Source organism: Pedobacter montanisoli, assembly GCF_022809115.1.
GTDB classification, from domain to species: domain Bacteria; phylum Bacteroidota; class Bacteroidia; order Sphingobacteriales; family Sphingobacteriaceae; genus Pedobacter; species Pedobacter montanisoli.
In genome coordinates this window covers 1,353,795-1,372,256 of sequence record NZ_JALGBH010000001.1, presented here as the reverse complement: position 1 = coordinate 1,372,256, position 18,462 = coordinate 1,353,795, and the positions used below count along the sequence as shown (strand labels likewise).

Here is an 18,462-nt window from a genome sequence, read left to right as displayed (position 1 = left end):
ATTATCGTTGAACGACTGTTAATTATTTACGTGGACCTCTGTTGTTTCCACCTTTATTATCTCTTCCATGACGACCGCCACCACGTTTATCGTTTCTTCTGTCGCCACCTCTGTTGTCTCTGCCACCATCACGACCACCGAAGTTACCTTCTGGTCTGCCACCTTTGCCTGGAGCATTGTTGGCTGCACCGATGTTTGGAGAAAGATCACGTTTACCGTAAACTTCGCCTTTACAGATCCAAACTTTGATACCTATTTTACCATAAGTAGTTAAAGCTTCTGCTAAAGCGTAGTCGATATCGGCACGGAAAGTATGCAAAGGAATTCTTCCTTCTTTATACTGTTCTGTACGAGCCATCTCTGCACCACCTAAACGGCCAGAAGTCATGATTTTGATACCTTCTGCTCCCATTCTCATGGTTGATGCGATAGATGATTTCATTGCTCTACGGAAAGAAATCCTAGCTTCTAATTGTTTTGCAACACCTTCTGCTACTAATTGCGCATCAAGTTCAGGACGTTTAATTTCGAAGATATTGATCTGAACTTCTTTTTTAGTCAGTTTCTTTAACTCTTCTTTAATTTTATCAACCTCTTGACCCGCTTTACCGATTACGATTCCCGGACGTGCTGTATGGATAGTAACAGTAATACGTTTCAACGTACGCTCAATCACTACTTTAGAAACACCGCCCTTAGCAATACGTGCTGAAAGGTATTTTCTTATTTTTTCGTCCTCAACTAATTTGTCAGCATAGTTGTTGCCTCCGAACCAGTTAGAATCCCAACCTCTGATGATTCCTAACCTGTTACCTATTGGATGTGCTTTTTGTCCCATTTCTGTTAATTAGTTTGAGTTTCAACGTTTTTACTATCTACTACTAAGGTTACGTGATTAGAACGTTTACGAATTCTATAACCACGACCTTGTGGAGCTGGTCTTAGTCTTTTTAACTGACGACCACCGCCTACCATTACCGATTTAACGAATAATTGGCTTTCCTCAGGGCGAGAACCTGCATTTTTTTGTTCCCAGTTATTGATAGCAGATAATAAAAGTTTCTCAACTCTGATTGCTGCTTCTTTATTGGTATATTTTAAAATATGTAATGCTTTCTCAACACGCTCACCTCTGATCAGATCTACAACCAAACGCATCTTACGAGGCGAGGTTGGACAATTGTTCAATTTTGCTACTGCTTCCATCTCTTAATTATTTTTTCTTTTCAGAGTGACCTCTAAATGTTCTAGTTGGAGCGAACTCCCCTAATTTATGGCCAACCATGTTTTCTGTTACGTATACTGGTATAAATTTATTGCCGTTATGCACTGCAAATGTGTGACCTACGAAATCTGGTGAAATCATTGATCTACGAGACCAAGTTTTGATTACAGTCCTTTTGCCTGAATCATTCATAGAGTTTACTTTTTTCTCTACGTTATGGTCAATATAAGGTCCTTTTTTAATTGAACGAGCCATTATTTCTTCCTTTTCTCTATGATGAAACGATTTGAATATTTTGTACGTGAACGGGTTTTGTAGCCTTTAGCTAATACACCGTTTCTTGAACGTGGGTGACCTCCTGAAGCGCGGCCTTCACCACCACCCATTGGGTGATCAACAGGGTTCATCGCTACCGGACGTGTACGAGGACGACGACCGATCCAACGGTTACGACCTGCTTTACCTAACACCTCATTTGCATGATCTGAGTTAGAAACAGCACCAATAGTAGCTAAACAAGTAACTAAGATTAATCTGGTTTCACCCGATGGCATTTTAATCGTTGCATATTTTCCGTCTCTGGCCGCTAATTGCGCATAAGAACCTGCGCTACGAGCTAACTGAGCTCCTTTACCTGGATGAATTTCCAAGTTGTGGATAATAGATCCTAACGGAATATTAGCTAATTTCAAAGTGTTACCTACTTCTGGAGTAGCTTTATCACCCGAAATTACTGTTTGTCCTACTTGCAATCCTTCTGGAGCAATAATGTAGCGCTTCTCACCATCTGCATAATGTAATAATGCGATGCGTGCAGTACGGTTTGGATCGTATTCAACAGTAGCAACTGTTGCAGGGATATCAAATTTATCACGTTTAAAATCAATCAAACGGAAAGATTTTTTGTGACCACCGCCCATATAGCGCATAGTCATTTTACCTGTATTGTTACGACCTCCCGATTTTTTAGAAGATACAACCAATGATTTTTCGGGCTTGGTTGCGGTAATCTCCGTAAAGCTTGCGCCTACTCTGAAACGAGTACCCGGAGTAACTGGTTTAAATTTTCTTAAGCCCATAGTTATTATTATATTCTATTTAAATTAAATATTTGCGTAATAATCTATTGTTTCTCCGTCTTTAAGAGTTACAATAGCTTTTTTATATTTAGGGCTACGACCGCTAACTAGACCACTTTTAGTGTTTCTGGTTTTAGTCTTACCAACAACAACCATTGTGTTTAATGATACGATGTTAACACCATACATTTGCTCAATAGCTTGTTTAATCTGCAACTTATTTGCCTTAGGGTTTACCTTGAAGGTAAAACGATTAGTCTTTTCGGTTAATAAAGATGCTTTCTCGGTTAATATTGGTTTTTGTAAGATTTCCATATTACTTAGCGAATGCTTCCTCCAAAGTTTTAAGCGAACTAGCAGTTACTAAAAGTTTACCAGCGTTTAATACGTCATAAGTATTTAAATCACCAGCAGTAGTTACTTTAGCTTTCTGAATGTTTCTGCTTGATAAATAGATATTATTATTTTGTGCAGGTAGAACTAATAACGTTTTCTCTCCAGTTAAATTTAACGCATTAACTAAATTGATATAGTTTTTAGTTTTTATAGTATCAAAAGTAAAATCTTCTAAAACCACGATGTTATTATCCTGAGCTTTATATGCTAAAGCAGATTTACGTGCTAATGATTTTAATTTTTTGTTTAATTTGAAACTATAGTCTCTTGGTTGAGGACCAAAAACACGACCTCCACCATTGAATAATGGAGATTTAATGCTTCCGGCACGTGCACCACCTGTACCTTTTTGTTTGTATAATTTACGAGTTGAACCCGCAATCTCATTACGCTGTTTAGATTTGTGAGTACCTTGACGTTGGTTAGCCAGGTATTGTTTCACATCTAAATAAATCGCATGGTCGTTTGGCGTAACACCAAAAACCGACTCAGGAAGTTGCACCTTGGCACCTGTCTCTTTTCCTGAAATATTTACTACTTTAACTTCCATCTGCTTACTTATCTAAGATTACGTAAGATCCTTTAGCTCCTGGTACGGAACCACTAACTACTAATAAGTTTTGCTCAGCATAAACTTTCAAAATCTGTAAGTTCTGAATTTTTACGCGATCTCCACCTGTTCTACCTGCCATGCGCATTCCTTTGAATACACGTGAAGGCCAAGATGAAGCTCCTAATGAACCCGGTGCACGCATTCTGTTGTGCTGACCGTGGGTCTGACCACCAACACCCGCGAAACCATGACGTTTTACCACACCTTGAAAACCTTTACCTTTTGAAGTTCCCACAACATCAACATAGTCACCTTCGTTGAAGATATCTACAGTGATGGTGTCACCAAGGTTTAAAGCATCTTCAAAGCCTTTAAACTCTACCAACTTACGTTTTGGAGTTGTGCTTGCTTTAGCAAAATGGCCTTTTAATGGTTGGTTTGTGTTTTTTTCTTTGGCATCATCATAACCCAACTGGATTGATGAATAACCATCGTTTTCTTCGGTTTTAACTTGCGTAACTACACAAGGCCCAGCTTCGATTACTGTACAAGGAATGTTTCTTCCTTCCGCATCGAAAATACTGGTCATTCCTACTTTTTTTCCAATAATTCCTGACATTTTCTTAATTAAATTAACACCCATCGAAGCAGTAGGGCTTCGTTCAAGGTGGATATACAATCCCGCTAAGGGACCGCAAAATTAGAAAATAAATATTAATTTTCAAATAGTTAGCTAAAATTTTTTAAAAATATTTCAGCTTCTTTGAGGAAGGGTTGAGATAGAGATTTTAATGAGCAAATCCCCCACTTAAACTCATCGCGATAATCAACAATACGATGATACATATAAGTACGTAAAGATAGTCTTTTTCTATAAAAAAACTAACAGCAGCCATAACTATTCTGGCAATTGGAGTAAATATAAGCATGAGCAATCCCAGCTGTATGATGGTAATACCTTCTAATGCAGGAAGGTTAGTAAAAATAGATTTGATGCTTTTGAGATGTACTTTTGCATCGTCAAACGTATGATACTCTACTGTTTTGCCCGCATTTCCAAATAAATAAATAACAGCGCCTATTAAAACCGTTGCCATAGATAAAACAACCCCTATTCGTAGCAAGTTTCCTATAACAGTTTGAATATCTTTATCTGTAACTCTATTCATATTAGCCTCCAAAACCTCCGGTTAATCCCTTATAGATCATTTGTATGGCTAATAGGGTAACAACTACAGCAAATACCATTTTAAGTTTGGTTGTATTTGCATTAACCAAAACCTTTGCACCTACAGTGGCTCCGCACAATACGCCTAAACAAACAGGCATTGCAATTGTAGGATCTATTTGCCCTCTGTGTAAGTAAACAATGGCACTTGCAGCAGCAGTAACACCCATCATAAAATTACTGGTTGTGGTTGATACCTTAAAAGGTAAACGCATAATATTATCCATCGCTACTACTTTTAACGCTCCACTGCCTATACCTAACAATCCTGATAAGGTACCAGCAAAAAGCATCATAAAAAAGCCTCCCCCCACATTTCTTACGGCATAAGGGGTTTCTACGCCCTGATTTGGGTAAGAGCTGTTCAATCTAAAGAACTTGGCTAACTTACTGCTATAATCCTGATTAACATGATCTACCTTTTTCCTTAAGGTCATAGCAGATGAAAAGATTAAAATCAATCCAAATATTACAGCTACATAAGATGCATTTAAATAAACCGCTATCACGGCCCCTAATATAGCCCCTATAGTGGTTGCGATTTCTAATAACATTCCTATACGCATATTGGTTAAACCTTCTTTCACATACGCTGCTGCAGAACCGGTTGATGTTGCAATTACAGATATAATGGAGGCACCAATAGCATAATGTATATCTACACCCAAACCTAAAGTAAGTAAAGGAATGATAATTACTCCTCCACCCAATCCTGTTAAAGAGCCTAAAAAACCAGCCAAGAATGAGCCAAGCAAAACTATTATTGTGAATAACAATGCGGTCATAAGATCAAATATACAATTATGATTCCTCGCTGTTTTAAAAATCAGTAAAATAACAAAGTTCTTACTTTAACATATACTAAAATACCGTTCGTTTTGTTTAAAATAGTGACATAATATTTTGTAGTTTATAAAAAACGCCTATATTGAGCAAGCTTTATTTAAGGTTGCCTGGTTTTACACAGGCTTCAATTGCTGGCTAATACAATTGTTTAACCGAGAATCATTAAGTATGAAGACCAAGAATTTCTTAGCTATCTTTTTAGTAACATTTACCCTGACAGGTATTCAAGCCAAAGCCCAAACTACCCCTGTTCCTATTCAGACTAAACCTGCAACAACAGCTCCTGCTAAAAGAAGTTACAGTTTAAAGAATGATACCATTTTAAATAAAGATAACAGTCTTAACGGGCAGTACCAGTTTATGCTCTCAAGATCTATAGGTACGGCAGATGGTTACAGAATGATCAATCCAAACAGGTTAACTACGCTTTGGAAAAACGTTACAGATAGTATAAGGAAAGAGAAAGATGAAAATAAAAGATTAAAAATAAAAATTGCCGACAGCGAAAAAACCATTAGTTATTTAAAAACTGAGATATCGGGCAAAGAAGCTTCTCTGAACGAGAACGTTGACAAAATAAACGAAATAAAGCTTTTAGGATTATCTTTTAATAAGAGTAGTTACAGCATTTTGGTATGGAGTATTATAGGCATATTAATTCTGGCTTTGGTCATCGTAATAACCCGCTCTGGAAAAAACATTACAGAAGCCAAACACCGTACGCAACTCTATAATGAAATAGCTGAAGAATATCAGAATTTTAAAAGTAAGGCTAATGAGAAAGAACGTAAGCTCGCACGCGAATTGCAAGATGAACGCAATAAACTTGACGAGCTGTTAAATCGTAAATAAATTATTTATTTAATTCGTTCATTAAAACCTCTGCAACTTTCTTGGCTTTCTGTTTTAAATAAAGCCTTGGGGTATTATCACCTACTTCATAGGTCAATGCCTCGGCGTTTAAAACTCTACCTAACCAGGCTTTCGAAACATTTCCCCCATTACCTGAAGGTTTTACCTCAGTCTTTTTTGAGCCTTCAAAATCATGCAATCCTTTTATCCAGTTATTAACTAACCCAGGCTTATTAGTATCCTTTCTATACTCATTAGTATAAAGAACATCATTATAAGTAGAATGAAAATCAAGTGCAAAATAAACTTTTGCATTTTGTTGTTTTACTTTATTTAATAAATATTCCTTAACAGCTTTTGTTTCCGGCTGTTTAAAATCTGTCCAGTCCCTATTCAGATCAACTCCGGCAAAGCTATGACGCCAGTTTCCTTCATCTACACCATCGGGATTAACCATTGGAATAATAACAAGTTCATAATTCTTTAAAAAATTGCGAGCTTCTTCTGTGTTGCCAGTTAAAGTTTCTACAAATTCAACCATTGCCATATAACCAGAAACTTCAGGCGGATGTTGCCTACTTAAAACAACTATGATCTTTTTACCATCGCTTTTGATTGTATTTAAAGCTACAATAGGTTTGCCACCTATACTATATCCTATTACCTGCTTATTTAAAGATCTTTCTTCTGCAAACTTATCCATCCATTGGTAAGATTGGGCAGCAGAAATAATTTCCTGAGCAGCTATAATTAATGTATCTGTTGAAAGCTGTACTTTAAAGTTAGCCTGCTTTTTATCAGTGCTCAATTTAACATTGGTAATATTTTTCCAATCCACGTAGTTTGTTGTAACCTTTGGCTCATACCTGTGTTTATCTTCAGGATATTTTAAATTGATATAAACATTTTTATGAGGGGTGCCCCAAACTTTAAATGCAAACCATGGACTAGGATTTATAGGTCTGTTTTCAGATTTGATAGTAATTGAATAAGTACTGTCATTCTCTTTTTCCAGCTGATTGATACGGGCAGAAGGAAAATTATTACTAAAATAAACACCCTGATCTTTAAATGTAAAAATCTGTTTTTGCTGGCGTGCTATTTTAATAGCAGCCTCATCAATTTTAGCTGTTTTTACCTCACCTGTCTGCCTTTTTACGGCACAGGATGAAATTACAAATGGAATGAGCGTCAGATAGAAAAAAGAATGTTTGATCTTCATTGCTTTCTGCTTATTTATTTAAGTTTCTTAATTTTTACCTGTTTTATTGCAAATCTCAGGAATAGGAATAATTAAGTCGTCAATATATAAAACCTTTTATTCTCCTGTTGTAACAATTTAACTTCTGAAGAAAACCAAAAGCTTATTCAACAAAAAAGGGTATCAAATTATTTGATACCCTTTTCGAATATTTTAAAAATCATTAAACTTTGATTTCTACTTCTACTCCACTTGGTAATTCAAGTTTCATTAAAGCATCAACAGTTTTTGAGTTTGAGCTATAAATATCTAAAAGACGTTTATAAGCACACAATTGAAACTGCTCACGAGCTTTTTTGTTTACGTGTGGCGAACGCAATACAGTAAAGATTTTCTTTTCTGTTGGTAATGGAATAGGTCCGCTTACAACTGCTCCTGTAGGTTTTACAGTTTTTACGATTTTCTCAGCAGATTTATCTACCAAGTTGTAATCGTAAGATTTTAATTTAATTCTAATTCTTTGGCTCATCGTATTTATTTAATTAATGTCGAAAGTTAGAGCTATTAATAACCAACGACGGATTTATTTTGGTATTGCGTTAAGCGTTTTGCGTATGACAGAAATATCACACGCAAAACGCTATCCGCTAAACATTATTAGTCTTCAATTCCTTTAACTTTTCCTTTTGATTTAGCTATAACCTCTTCTTGAACGTTACGAGGTGCTTCAGCATAGTGATCAAATTCCATTGTAGAAGTTGCACGACCTGAAGTGATTGTACGTAATTGAGTTACATAACCAAACATTTCTGATAGAGGAACGATTGCTTTGATTACCTGTGCACCATTACGTGTATCTAAACCTTGCATTTGTCCACGACGACGGTTTAAGTCACCCATTACATCACCCATGTTTTCTTCAGGAGTTAATACTTCTACCTTCATGATAGGCTCCATTAATACAGGACGACATTTTGGTAATGCTTCACGGTAAGCCATTTTAGCAGCTAATTCGAAAGATAACGCATCAGAGTCAACTGCGTGGAATGATCCATCAATCAAACGAACTTTCATTCCAGATAATGGATAACCCGCTAATACACCATTGCTCAATGAAGCTTCGAAACCTTTTTGAACTGAAGGAATGTATTCTTTTGGAATAGCACCACCCACAATTTCATTCACAAATTGAAGTGCAGATTTAGATGTATCAAAATCTTCATCAATTGGAGAAATCACAACTTTGATGTCTGCAAACTTACCACGACCACCTGATTGTTTTTTGTAAACCTCACGGTGCTCAGTGCTTCCATTGATAGACTCTTTGTAAGCTACCTGAGGAGCTCCTTGGTTAACCTCTACCTTAAATTCACGTCTTAAACGGTCAATTAAGATATCTAAGTGAAGCTCACCCATACCTGAGATTACTGTTTGGCCAGTTTCTTCGTCAGTTTTAACTACGAAAGTTGGATCTTCTTCAGCTAATTTACCTAAAGCAATACCTAATTTATCTACGTCGGCCTGAGTTTTTGGCTCAATCGCTAAACCGATTACCGGCTCAGGGAATGTCATAGACTCAAGAACGATTGGATGTTTCTCATCACAAAGAGTATCTCCAGTTTTGATATCTTTAAAACCAACTACTGCACCAATATCACCTGCTTCGATAAAAGGAATAGGGTTTTGTTTGTTAGCGTGCATTTGGAAGATACGAGAGATACGTTCTTTATTACCAGAACGGGTATTTAACACGTAAGAACCAGCATCTAATTTACCAGAATAAGCGCGGATAAAGCATAAACGACCTACGAATGGGTCAGTTGCAATTTTAAATCCTAATGCAGCAAATGGCTCTTTTACATCTGGTTTACGAGAAATTTCTTCACCAGTATCAGGGTTAGTACCTTTTACAGCTTCCTGATCTAATGGCGAAGGCAATAACTCCATTACTAAATCCAGCATAGTTTGTACACCTTTGTTTTTGAAAGATGAACCACAAACCATAGGAACAATAGAATTATCTAATACTGCTTTACGTAAAGCGTCTAAGATTTCACGCTCAGTTAATGAATTAGGATCATCAAAGAATTTCTCCATTAATGACTCATCATAACCCGCAACAGCTTCTAATAATTTTTCACGGTATTCAGCAACTTCATCAAGCATATCATCAGGAATTGGCACTTCAGTAAAGGTCATACCTTTATCATGCTCATTCCAAACAATACCACGGTTGTTGATCAAATCAACTACACCTTTAAAGCTGTCTTCAGATCCGATAGGTAACTGTAAAGCTACTGCTTCAGAACCTAACATATCTTTAACTTGTTTAACTACTTTTAAGAAGTCAGCACCAGAACGGTCCATTTTATTAACGAAACCGATACGAGGTACTTTGTAGTTATCAGCTAATCTCCAGTTTGTTTCAGACTGAGGCTCAACACCATCAACAGCCGAAAATAAGAATACTAATCCGTCTAAAACACGTAACGAACGGTTTACCTCTACGGTAAAGTCAACGTGTCCGGGAGTATCAATAACGTTAACATTATACTTATCACCACGGTAGTTCCAGAAAACGGTAGTAGCAGCAGAAGTAATGGTTATACCACGCTCAGCTTCCTGTACCATCCAGTCCATAGTAGAAGCACCTTCGTGTACCTCTCCTAATTTATGGTTAACTCCGGCATAATAAAGAATACGCTCAGTAGTAGTAGTTTTACCAGCATCGATGTGTGCAGCGATACCAATATTTCTTGTAAATTTTAAATCTCTTGACATCTTTTTATAATTAGCTGATCAGCTAATTTACATCAGCTGATCAGTTATATTTTATCTTAGAATCTGAAGTGTGAGAACGCTTTGTTAGCCTCAGCCATTTTATGCGTATCTTCTTTTTTCTTAACTGCTGCACCTTCACCTTTAGCTGCCGATACCATCTCAGCTGCTAATTTTTCTTTCATGGTTTTTTCTCCACGCTTACGAGCGTAAGTGATTAACCATTTCATACCTAATGCCATTTTACGATCAGGTCTAACCTCAGTAGGAACCTGGAAGTTTGCTCCACCTACACGACGAGATTTAACCTCTACAGAAGGGCTGATATTTGCTAATGCACGTTTGAAAACTTCTAAACCATTTTCGCCAGCTTTTTTCTCTGCAATTTCAACTGCATCATAGAAAATAGTGTAAGCGATAGATTTTTTTCCATCGTACATCATGTTATTTACAAATCTTGTAACCTGAACATCATTAAATTTAGGATCAGGAAGAATGATTCTCTTTTTTGGTTTTGATTTTCTCATTTCTATTGTCCTCCTAAATTATTTCTTTTTACCTTTTGTTGGTGCTGCAGCTGCCTGTCCTGGTTTAGGGCGCTTAGTACCATATTTACTACGACGTTGGTTACGACCTGCTACGCCAGATGTATCTAATGCACCACGGATGATGTGGTAACGTACACCTGGTAAGTCTTTAACACGACCACCACGGATTAACACGATTGAGTGCTCCTGTAAGTTGTGACCTTCTCCTGGAATGTAGGCATTCACCTCTTTACCATTGGTTAAACGTACACGGGCAACTTTACGCATTGCAGAGTTTGGTTTCTTAGGGGTAGTGGTGTATACACGGGTACACACGCCTCTTCGCTGTGGACAGCTGTCCAACGCTGGAGATTTACTCTTAAACTCCAGTGCTACTCTACCTTTTCTAACTAATTGTTGAATGGTTGGCATTTCTTGCTTTTTGTTTCAAATATTTATTTAATTTCCTTGTTGTTAGCAGTTTGCAACTAGCCTACATTAAGGGACTGCAAAATTAGAACAATTTCTTTTAACTATCAAGAGGTTACAATAAAAATTTTATAAGTTAAAAATAGCTTAACACAAGAGGGATTTATTACCTAAACTAGGAACGATCTGCTGAATAAAAAAGCCGCTATTCAAAATAACCTTTTAAAGTTTCATTACGCTAATACCTCAAGTCATTTTTCAGAATATCTAAATATCAGCGAGATAACCTATAAATAAAATCAACTTTTCTTATTACTTTAGTTTATAGCATTGTTGATTAATTGAAACAATAGACCAAAAAAGCAATTTTGGTTTGTTATCAACGCTCAATATGCCACAGAACCAGAAGAATGCATAAAAAAAGTTTCCTAGTTTCTTACATAGTTGTTATTATAACCACTATAATAACCATTATTACTATAAATTATTTTGCGCTTAAGATATTAGATGGAACGAGAGCATTTACTGCTGGTGAATCTTCTTTTACTAAGGGACAACAAGAAGCAACCAGATGTCTGACGCTTTATATATTTACTAAAAACGAAGATTATTTTAAAAAGTTCAATACAAACCTCCATATTCCTATTTCTGACAGCCTAGCAAGAATTAATTTAGATCAAAAAGGACCCGAAGAAATTAGCCGCAAACATTTTATTAACGGTGGGAACAGTTCTTATGATGTAGAAAAAATGATCTGGATTTATAAGAACTTTAAAGATGCCGCAGCCTTCAAATCTGCTGTTGATATCTGGAAAGAAGCCGATCTGTTAATTATGGATTTAGAAAAAACAGGCAATGATATACACCAGAAAATATTAAAACAGAAATTAATACAAGATCAGGAAGAAAAGAATCTGGCTTTACAGGTTAATTCAATCAGTGATCAGCTTACCAAAAAAGGAAAAGAGTTTGATGCTGTTTTGGCTAAAAGTATCAGATACATTAATAATGTAACCTTGTATTTTATAACTATAGGAGCTATCTTAATGATTTTATGTATAGTTCTTTACTCTGCTTTTTTTATTAAGAAATTAAGCGCTTTACAAAAAAAGACCAATAGTCAAAATCAGTTCCTAACCCAGATTAACAATGAACTGGACATGTTCACTTATAGTGTATCTCATGATCTGAGAGCTCCCATTACTTCCCTGAAAGGATTAATTAAACTTGCTGAAACAGAGAAAAAGCCAGAGGTTTTAAAAGAATATTATACCATGATGCATACGCTTACCTCAAGACAGGATGCTTTTATACAGGAAATTATTAACTTTTCTAAAAACAAAAGGATAGAAGTTATCAATGAAGACATTGAACTGATTCCTTTCTTTAATCATATCATTAGCGATCTTCAGTTTATGGTTGAGGATAAGGAAGTTGATTTTAGTATGGATATTAGTATAAATAAGATCTATTCAAATTTATTTAGGTTAAATATTATTTTTTCAAATCTGGTTTCTAATGCCATTAAATATTACGATTCTGAAAAGAAACTGATCAAAATTAAAATCAAAGCTTATCAGGAAGGGCAGTTTAACATATTTACCGTCGAGGATAACGGATCTGGGATAGAAGAACAGCATCAAGCAAAAATATTTGATATGTTTTTTGTAACCAATCATCATGAAAAAGGTACTGGTATAGGCCTTTATCTTGTTAAAGAAATCGTCACTAAACTCAATGGAACAATAGATGTTTATTCTATCTATAAACAAGGCACCTGTTTTACCATCAAACTTCCCCTAAACAATCAACTTGGTTAACTTCATCTTGTGAGATAGGGTTTTTATAATAATTGACATAAGGCTTACAAGTAGTAAAGTTACTTTATTAAGTTAATTTAGTAAATTTGTGTATGAAAATTGAAATCCAAGATATTTCTAAGTTAAGGGCCTATATTTTTAAAATCACCAGGCTAATTAAAAAGCAAAACCAGGATTTATTGTTCTCTGCAACCGAGATGAATATTATAGGACATTTAGATCGTAATCCACAAAGCCTGCCCTCAGATTTAGCTGCTTTAGAACAGGTATCTGCACAGGCGATATCACAATGTTTAAACAATCTTGAACAGCAAGAGTTTATCTTAAGAACCACCGATCCTAAAGATAAACGCAAGTCTTTAATATCTCTTTCTAAAAACGGACAGTTAAAGTTAAGCCAGCTTAAACATACCAGAGATATGTGGCTGCAAAAAATAATAAAAGAGAAATTGAATGAGAAAGAAATCGAATTGTTAAACCAAATCGTTCCCGTATTTGAAAAAATGACCAACCAGTAAAAGCCTTTCCTATGAAATCGATGTTCAGATCTTTTAATTACTACAATTACCGATTGCATTTTACAGGTCAATCCATATCATTAATTGGTACATGGATGCAGCGTGTTGCTGTAAGCTGGTTAGTGTACCGAATTACAGGTTCTGCTTTTATGTTAGGTTTAATCAGTTTCCTTGCTCTGATACCTGCTTTGTTACTGGGCCCTATTGCCGGTAATTTTGTAGATAAACGTAATAAATACAAAACGGTATTGGTTTGTCAGGTTATCTTTATGCTACAGGCGGGTGTACTTGCTCTTCTGGTATGGTTAAAACATTACAATATCACGCTTATAGCTATTTTAAGTTTGATACAGGGCATAGTTGCTACTTTTGAAACTACTGCCCGTCAATCTTTAGTGGTAGAGTTTGTAGATAACAAAGACGACCTCTCTAATGCAGTAGCTTTAAATTCATCTGCATTTAATGCAGCAAGGCTTATAGGTCCTGCTCTTGCCGGCATTATCTTAAGCACATATGGAGAAGATGCTTGTTTTATCCTCAATTTTTTGAGCTTTATCCCGGTAATTATCTGCCTGTTATTAATGAAATTAAACCTTAAAAGCAATAATGCATTAAATGAGGATATATGGACAGGCTTAAAAAAGGGTTATCATTATCTGGAAGATTCGCCTGATATTTCTTCTCTTATTATTGTGCTGGCTTTTTCCAGTCTTCTGGTTATTCCATTTTCTACACTATTACCCGTATTTGCAAAAACCGTATTCAATGGCGATGCAACTACATTTAGCTGGTTTGAAAGTGCTGGAGGTTTGGGTGCTCTTTTGGGAGCGATATATATGGCATCGTTAAAATCAGGAAAGGATCTGAGCAGAATTGTTATTTTATCCGCCATTATATTTGGTGCTGGATTAATTTTATTATCTGTTGCTCCAACTGTATGGATGGCGCTAATCAGCACAAGTTTGGCTTGTATAGGTATGATGATGCTCACTTCTGCAATTAACACTTACATACAAACCCACTCTGCAAACGAATTAAGAGGAAGAGCTATCAGTTATTATTTAATGGCATACCAAGGTATATTACCTATCGGGACTTTAGCCATAGGTTACTTTGCCCATGTTTTGAGTGCAAAAACTATTGTACTTATAGAAGGCATTTTAGCTTTTATTATTATTGTGTGCTATTATTTTTATAATCAGGGCAAAAAATACAATCAGCTACAAGACTAGCGTTTAACGGTAATGATTCTGCCGGTTACCAACGTAAATTCAAAAATCTGATAAAGGCCATCGTCGGTTATGTTAATATGATCTACCAATCCGGTTTTACTGAAAGTATCCGTTACCAAATCTCCCTTTTTAATATTAACAAGAATCTCTACAGGAGTATCATTTGTAAGCCTGATCATACTTTATTGCGTTATTAAAAATCCAAAGCCTAAATAATCTGCTTCTGTTTTATGCACGTATATTTTAGCCTGTAAAGCAAACCAATTGTTAGTTTTGTATTTAAAGCCGGTAGTCCAGTAGGTTTTCATCGGTTTTAAACTGTCATAATAAATATAATAACCATATTTAAACATAGCTGCCAAATTTCCCATCCAAAAATCGGGCCCCACGGCTATACCTACTCGCCAACGTTTAAATGATGACGCATTAGATTGATAGGTTTCCAGATTCCTGTTAGGGTCATAAATCGTATGGTAATATACAGCATCAATTCCAGTGCTTAATGCCCAAACATGTGATACTCTGTAATTGTATCCCGCATACAGACCTGTTTTATATAAACCGTCTTTACTCTCATAAACACCTCTTCTGCCTATGTTTGCACCCAGATCAAACTGATGCTTTTTAATAACATCTGTTTTTGTGGTAACAGTATCTATTCCAGGTCTGTTAAAATTATATTTGATCCCTAACCCGGCACTTACTACATTCATTCCATTATTAGGTACTCTTGTTCCGGCATTAGAATAATGCAGAATATCTATACCTCCCGTAAGATCTGTTTTATTATTAAGTGCAACACCTGTTTTTAATGCTATTCTCGATGCAAAGTTCAAATGCGCTCCTATAATTGGATTTTTGTTGGTAAACCATGTTTGGCTTGCATAAAGACCTCCAAATGAAGGAGCTACATCTATATAGAAATGGTTAGAACTGATCAAAGGAATGGTTATGCCTGCTAATAAGCCATAGCTATCACCAAATTCATTTTCAATAGGCTGATAAACCCGCTTTACCTTACTCATATTCTTATAATTGAAAATAACATCTATACTTTTGAGGTTCAGCTCACGCATCCAGCCAGCGGGATTGGTAGTGGTATATTTATGGTAAACCAGCTCAGCACCATAAACAGAACCTGTTAGCTTATTAATAGGATTAGCTGAGAAACGGGTTAAGCTTACTTGCGGAGTAAACTCTATTGATGCGTTATTTTGGGCATTTGCATCCGAAGTATGAATACAAAAAATGATCAATAGTATGAAAAGAAATCTGCCTGCTATTTTCATCATTGTAATTTGGCAACTAAGATATAAAAACCTGTATAATAAAATCTATCATCCGGAAACAAACAAAAAATCCCGAACAAAATATGCTCAGGATTTACTAAAAGAAAACTACTATTTTTTATTATTTTTTACTTTTTTGGAGTAGCTGGTTTTTCAGCTTTTTTCACTTCTTTCTTTGCTTCTTTTTTAGCCTCAGGTTTTTCAGCTTTTTTAGGCTCAGCTTTTTTCTCTTCTTTTTTAGCCGCTGGAGCTGTAGTAGTTGCCGGAGCTGTTTTTGCTGCTTTTGGTGAAGTTTGTGCGCTTACTGTGCTAACTGCGAATAATGCTACTAATGCAAATCCAAATAATTTCAAGTTTTTCATTTTTAATTTTTTTATGTTGATTAATTAATTTAATAACACTAAGTAAGCGCACACAAATGAAGAAACTATGAAGTTTTATTTTTCATAAAAAAGGCTCCAGCAGAATTGCTGGAGCCTTTTTGTTTTTAAAGATTCGAATTATCTTAATTCGCCGCTTTCCATTTATTATTATCAGGGTTACTATCTGGTAAAACTTTGTTAGGATCTAATGTAATTTCTGTAACCTGTTCTTTTGAGGTATAGTTAACAGTCCATGATACATTTTTCATCCACACATCAACAGGCAACCTTACGATCTCTGTTTTTCCGCTTGCAGTTTTAAACTCAACAATAATCGGCATCGGCATTTTTTCTAAATTATCAATACGAACTGCATAATGATAACCTTGATCATCTTTAGTTTCTTTAACATCTCCGATTGCCTGATCCATCTTCCAGCTGTTTAAGAACCAGCTTTTCCAGAACCAGCTTAAATCTTCACCTGCTCCGTTCTCCATTGCTCTGAAAAAATCAAAAGGTGTTGGATGCTTATATGCCCAGGCTTTAATATATTCTTTGAAAGCATAATCAAAACGATCTTTACCTAAAATCTCGTTTCTCAATAAGTGTAAACCCCACCCTGGTTTAGAATAAAGGTTAACACCAATGTTAGCCTCACGCATAGCATCAGGCATTAACATAATATTTTCATATCGGGGATTACCAATAACCGCTTTACCTATAGCATTCATATCAGCTTTACGTGGTTTGTACTCACCATTGTTAAAAGCCTCGCTCGATAGGTCATTAATAAAGGTATTGAAACCTTCATCCATCCAGCCAAATTTACGTTCGTTAGAACCTACAATCATTGGGAACCAAATGTGGCCAAATTCATGATCAATTACGCCCCATGCACTTCCTTTTTTAGCATTCCATCCGCAGAAAACAATACCCGGATACTCCATACCACCAATATTGGTGGCTACGTTTACAGCCATTGGATAAGGATATTCATACAATTGTTTTGAATAGAATTCTATTGCTCCTTTCACATATTCAACACCACGGCCATAACTGTCCATACCTGCGCTTTCTACCGGATGTGCTGAAACAGCTAAAGATTTTTTACCACTTGGCAAATTGATACGTGCTGCATCTAATACAAAAGCTTTAGAACTTGCCCATGCTGCATCTCTGGTATTAACCATTTTAAATTTCCAGGTAAGGAAATCTTTAGCCGGACGAGATTTCGGATCGGTAACTTCTTCTTCTGATCTGATGTGAATAGTTTTATCGCTTAATTTTGCGTCGTTCCATCTTTTTAACTGCTCGGCGGTAAATACTTCCTGAGGGTTTAATAATTCTCCCGAACCCATTACAATATGGCTTGCAGGTGCAGTGATGGTATAATTGATGTCACCGTACTCGCAATAGAACTCTCCTCCACCCCAATAAGGTAAAGTATTCCATCCTAATACATCATCATACACACACATTCTTGGAAACCATTGTGCAACGGCAAAAATTTCACCGTTTTTAGTGGTTAAATGCCCTGTTCTGTCTGAACCTAATTTTGGAATTACATAGTTGTAGTCTATTTTAATAGTAACTACATCGCCATTGGCAGCCATTGGTTCATTAAGTCTAATCTGCATTCTGGTATCTTCTACAATTGAAGAGAACTTAACTGCTGCATTTTTTTGACTTACACTTACATTTTTGATTTTGTAACCGCCGTCAATTTTATCTCCTTTTGCGCCATAACGGCTGTTATTTGGAGTAACTTGTTTACCTCTTGAGTTTTCTGCAAAAGAGTTTTGGTCTAACTGTAACCATAAAAATGGCAGCTTATCAGGACTGTTATTTTTATAAGTAATTGTAACTGAAGCCGTAACTCCATTACCAGCTTCATCTAATTTGGCTGTAATGTTATAGTCAACCCTATTTTGCCAGTATTTTGGCCCTGGATAACCACTTGCAGAACGAAATTCGTTACCGTTCTGGGTATAGAATAGCGGTCCGAAAGCATCTGCTGTACTGTAATTTGATGAAACAGCATTTGGTTGTTGTGCACCTGCTTTTAATGCAAATGTACCCACCAAAGCCATTACAAAAATTTTGGATATAAATTTATTCATAGCTGTT

At 36.0% G+C, this 18,462-nt stretch carries 22 protein-coding genes; 4 read left to right on the top strand and 18 right to left on the bottom strand.

The features are described from left to right. Positions 1-22 precede the first annotated feature (22 nt). From rpsC to MMF97_RS05980, 9 genes are all read right to left on the bottom strand, one after another. Complete coding sequence (gene rpsC / locus MMF97_RS06020; RefSeq protein WP_243360572.1) at positions 23-838, bottom strand: 30S ribosomal protein S3; 816 nt, start codon at positions 836-838, stop codon at positions 23-25. Between the two features lie 5 nt (positions 839-843). Then, positions 844-1,206 carry a 50S ribosomal protein L22 gene (gene rplV, locus MMF97_RS06015; RefSeq protein ID WP_243360570.1) on the bottom strand — a complete coding sequence of 121 codons (363 nt, stop codon included), beginning with the start codon at positions 1,204-1,206 and terminating at the stop codon, positions 844-846. A gap of 7 nt (positions 1,207-1,213) precedes the next feature. Then, the gene (gene rpsS, locus MMF97_RS06010) at positions 1,214-1,480 is read right to left on the bottom strand and encodes a 30S ribosomal protein S19 (RefSeq protein WP_097132819.1); all 267 of its coding nucleotides are present in this window, start codon (positions 1,478-1,480) and stop codon (positions 1,214-1,216) included. Further along, the gene (gene rplB, locus MMF97_RS06005) at positions 1,480-2,304 is read right to left on the bottom strand and encodes a 50S ribosomal protein L2 (protein ID WP_243360567.1); all 825 of its coding nucleotides are present in this window, start codon (positions 2,302-2,304) and stop codon (positions 1,480-1,482) included. Before rplB ends, rpsS begins: the two co-directional genes overlap by 1 nt. A gap of 24 nt (positions 2,305-2,328) precedes the next feature. Then, positions 2,329-2,619 carry a 50S ribosomal protein L23 gene (rplW, locus tag MMF97_RS06000; protein ID WP_243360566.1) on the bottom strand — a complete coding sequence of 97 codons (291 nt, stop codon included), beginning with the start codon at positions 2,617-2,619 and terminating at the stop codon, positions 2,329-2,331. 1 nt (position 2,620) lies between these two features. Continuing rightward, entirely contained in the window at positions 2,621-3,250 is a 630-nt protein-coding gene (gene rplD, locus MMF97_RS05995) for a 50S ribosomal protein L4 (protein WP_243360565.1), read from the bottom strand. Positions 3,251-3,254: 4 nt separating this feature from the next. Beyond that, positions 3,255-3,872: a 50S ribosomal protein L3 gene (gene rplC / locus MMF97_RS05990; protein ID WP_243360563.1), complete on the bottom strand. Its 618-nt coding sequence runs from the start codon at positions 3,870-3,872 to the stop codon at positions 3,255-3,257. A gap of 169 nt (positions 3,873-4,041) precedes the next feature. Further along, a complete protein-coding gene (locus MMF97_RS05985; RefSeq protein WP_243360561.1) occupies positions 4,042-4,422 on the bottom strand; it encodes a DUF1634 domain-containing protein in 381 nt (126 codons plus the stop codon). A gap of 1 nt (position 4,423) precedes the next feature. Next, positions 4,424-5,266: a sulfite exporter TauE/SafE family protein gene (locus tag MMF97_RS05980; protein WP_243360559.1), complete on the bottom strand. Its 843-nt coding sequence runs from the start codon at positions 5,264-5,266 to the stop codon at positions 4,424-4,426. Between the two features lie 229 nt (positions 5,267-5,495). Here MMF97_RS05980 and MMF97_RS05975 point away from each other — a divergent pair, with 229 nt between their 5' ends. Further along, the gene (locus tag MMF97_RS05975; RefSeq protein ID WP_243360558.1) at positions 5,496-6,179 is read left to right on the top strand and encodes a hypothetical protein; all 684 of its coding nucleotides are present in this window, start codon (positions 5,496-5,498) and stop codon (positions 6,177-6,179) included. A gap of 1 nt (position 6,180) precedes the next feature. Here MMF97_RS05975 and MMF97_RS05970 read toward each other — a convergent pair whose 3' ends face one another. The 5 genes from MMF97_RS05970 to rpsL form a co-directional block, all read right to left on the bottom strand. Next, the gene (locus MMF97_RS05970) at positions 6,181-7,401 is read right to left on the bottom strand and encodes a M14 family metallopeptidase (protein ID WP_243360556.1); all 1,221 of its coding nucleotides are present in this window, start codon (positions 7,399-7,401) and stop codon (positions 6,181-6,183) included. A 202-nt stretch (positions 7,402-7,603) separates the two neighbouring features. Then, positions 7,604-7,909: a 30S ribosomal protein S10 gene (gene rpsJ, locus MMF97_RS05965; RefSeq protein WP_008244591.1), complete on the bottom strand. Its 306-nt coding sequence runs from the start codon at positions 7,907-7,909 to the stop codon at positions 7,604-7,606. Between the two features lie 128 nt (positions 7,910-8,037). Then, complete coding sequence (gene fusA, locus MMF97_RS05960) at positions 8,038-10,161, bottom strand: elongation factor G (protein ID WP_243360554.1); 2,124 nt, start codon at positions 10,159-10,161, stop codon at positions 8,038-8,040. Positions 10,162-10,217: 56 nt separating this feature from the next. Next, positions 10,218-10,685: a 30S ribosomal protein S7 gene (gene rpsG / locus MMF97_RS05955; RefSeq protein ID WP_243360552.1), complete on the bottom strand. Its 468-nt coding sequence runs from the start codon at positions 10,683-10,685 to the stop codon at positions 10,218-10,220. An 18-nt stretch (positions 10,686-10,703) separates the two neighbouring features. Continuing rightward, complete coding sequence (rpsL, locus tag MMF97_RS05950) at positions 10,704-11,117, bottom strand: 30S ribosomal protein S12 (protein WP_109926363.1); 414 nt, start codon at positions 11,115-11,117, stop codon at positions 10,704-10,706. Between the two features lie 407 nt (positions 11,118-11,524). Between rpsL and MMF97_RS05945 the strand changes: the two genes are divergently transcribed. The 3 genes from MMF97_RS05945 (at position 11,525) to MMF97_RS05935 (ending at position 14,684) form a co-directional block, all read left to right on the top strand. After that, entirely contained in the window at positions 11,525-12,934 is a 1,410-nt protein-coding gene (locus MMF97_RS05945; RefSeq protein ID WP_243360550.1) for a sensor histidine kinase, read from the top strand. A gap of 92 nt (positions 12,935-13,026) precedes the next feature. Further along, positions 13,027-13,452 (top strand): MarR family winged helix-turn-helix transcriptional regulator, encoded by a 426-nt coding sequence (locus MMF97_RS05940; protein WP_243360548.1) that lies wholly within the window; start codon positions 13,027-13,029, stop codon positions 13,450-13,452. Positions 13,453-13,463: 11 nt separating this feature from the next. Further along, positions 13,464-14,684 carry an MFS transporter gene (locus MMF97_RS05935; protein WP_243360546.1) on the top strand — a complete coding sequence of 407 codons (1,221 nt, stop codon included), beginning with the start codon at positions 13,464-13,466 and terminating at the stop codon, positions 14,682-14,684. On the opposite strand, the gene MMF97_RS05930 is transcribed toward MMF97_RS05935, so the two are convergent. The 4 genes from MMF97_RS05930 to MMF97_RS05915 all read right to left on the bottom strand — a co-directional run bounded on the left by MMF97_RS05930 (position 14,681) and on the right by MMF97_RS05915 (position 18,455). Beyond that, on the bottom strand, positions 14,681-14,863 hold the full coding sequence (locus MMF97_RS05930; protein ID WP_243360544.1) for a hypothetical protein: 183 nt from the start codon (positions 14,861-14,863) through the stop codon (positions 14,681-14,683). The genes MMF97_RS05935 and MMF97_RS05930 overlap by 4 nt on opposite strands. Before the next feature lie 3 nt (positions 14,864-14,866). After that, complete coding sequence (locus MMF97_RS05925; RefSeq protein ID WP_243360543.1) at positions 14,867-15,976, bottom strand: acyloxyacyl hydrolase; 1,110 nt, start codon at positions 15,974-15,976, stop codon at positions 14,867-14,869. 125 nt (positions 15,977-16,101) lie between these two features. After that, the gene (locus MMF97_RS05920) at positions 16,102-16,335 is read right to left on the bottom strand and encodes a hypothetical protein (RefSeq protein ID WP_243360541.1); all 234 of its coding nucleotides are present in this window, start codon (positions 16,333-16,335) and stop codon (positions 16,102-16,104) included. A gap of 143 nt (positions 16,336-16,478) precedes the next feature. After that, entirely contained in the window at positions 16,479-18,455 is a 1,977-nt protein-coding gene (locus tag MMF97_RS05915; RefSeq protein WP_243360540.1) for a M1 family metallopeptidase, read from the bottom strand. Positions 18,456-18,462: the final 7 nt, after the last annotated feature.

Excerpts from the sequence above, each read along its gene's own strand:
- MMF97_RS05975 (WP_243360558.1), top strand. The coding sequence starts at position 5,496 with ATGAAGACCAAGAATTTCTTAGCTATCTTTTTAGTAACATTTACCCTG.
- MMF97_RS05930 (WP_243360544.1), bottom strand. The coding sequence starts at position 14,863 with ATGATCAGGCTTACAAATGATACTCCTGTAGAGATTCTTGTTAATATT.
- rpsL (WP_109926363.1), bottom strand. The coding sequence starts at position 11,117 with ATGCCAACCATTCAACAATTAGTTAGAAAAGGTAGAGTAGCACTGGAG.
- fusA (WP_243360554.1), bottom strand. The coding sequence starts at position 10,161 with ATGTCAAGAGATTTAAAATTTACAAGAAATATTGGTATCGCTGCACAC.
- rpsS (WP_097132819.1), bottom strand. The coding sequence starts at position 1,480 with ATGGCTCGTTCAATTAAAAAAGGACCTTATATTGACCATAACGTAGAG.
- rpsG (WP_243360552.1), bottom strand. The coding sequence starts at position 10,685 with ATGAGAAAATCAAAACCAAAAAAGAGAATCATTCTTCCTGATCCTAAA.
- MMF97_RS05920 (WP_243360541.1), bottom strand. The coding sequence starts at position 16,335 with ATGAAAAACTTGAAATTATTTGGATTTGCATTAGTAGCATTATTCGCA.
- rplD (WP_243360565.1), bottom strand. The coding sequence starts at position 3,250 with ATGGAAGTTAAAGTAGTAAATATTTCAGGAAAAGAGACAGGTGCCAAG.
- MMF97_RS05940 (WP_243360548.1), top strand. The coding sequence starts at position 13,027 with ATGAAAATTGAAATCCAAGATATTTCTAAGTTAAGGGCCTATATTTTT.
- rpsC (WP_243360572.1), bottom strand. The coding sequence starts at position 838 with ATGGGACAAAAAGCACATCCAATAGGTAACAGGTTAGGAATCATCAGA.
- MMF97_RS05970 (WP_243360556.1), bottom strand. The coding sequence starts at position 7,401 with ATGAAGATCAAACATTCTTTTTTCTATCTGACGCTCATTCCATTTGTA.
- rplC (WP_243360563.1), bottom strand. The coding sequence starts at position 3,872 with ATGTCAGGAATTATTGGAAAAAAAGTAGGAATGACCAGTATTTTCGAT.
- MMF97_RS05915 (WP_243360540.1), bottom strand. The coding sequence starts at position 18,455 with ATGAATAAATTTATATCCAAAATTTTTGTAATGGCTTTGGTGGGTACA.
- MMF97_RS05925 (WP_243360543.1), bottom strand. The coding sequence starts at position 15,976 with ATGATGAAAATAGCAGGCAGATTTCTTTTCATACTATTGATCATTTTT.
- MMF97_RS05985 (WP_243360561.1), bottom strand. The coding sequence starts at position 4,422 with ATGAATAGAGTTACAGATAAAGATATTCAAACTGTTATAGGAAACTTG.
- MMF97_RS05945 (WP_243360550.1), top strand. The coding sequence starts at position 11,525 with ATGCATAAAAAAAGTTTCCTAGTTTCTTACATAGTTGTTATTATAACC.
- rplW (WP_243360566.1), bottom strand. The coding sequence starts at position 2,619 with ATGGAAATCTTACAAAAACCAATATTAACCGAGAAAGCATCTTTATTA.
- rpsJ (WP_008244591.1), bottom strand. The coding sequence starts at position 7,909 with ATGAGCCAAAGAATTAGAATTAAATTAAAATCTTACGATTACAACTTG.
- rplB (WP_243360567.1), bottom strand. The coding sequence starts at position 2,304 with ATGGGCTTAAGAAAATTTAAACCAGTTACTCCGGGTACTCGTTTCAGA.
- MMF97_RS05935 (WP_243360546.1), top strand. The coding sequence starts at position 13,464 with ATGAAATCGATGTTCAGATCTTTTAATTACTACAATTACCGATTGCAT.
- rplV (WP_243360570.1), bottom strand. The coding sequence starts at position 1,206 with ATGGAAGCAGTAGCAAAATTGAACAATTGTCCAACCTCGCCTCGTAAG.
- MMF97_RS05980 (WP_243360559.1), bottom strand. The coding sequence starts at position 5,266 with ATGACCGCATTGTTATTCACAATAATAGTTTTGCTTGGCTCATTCTTG.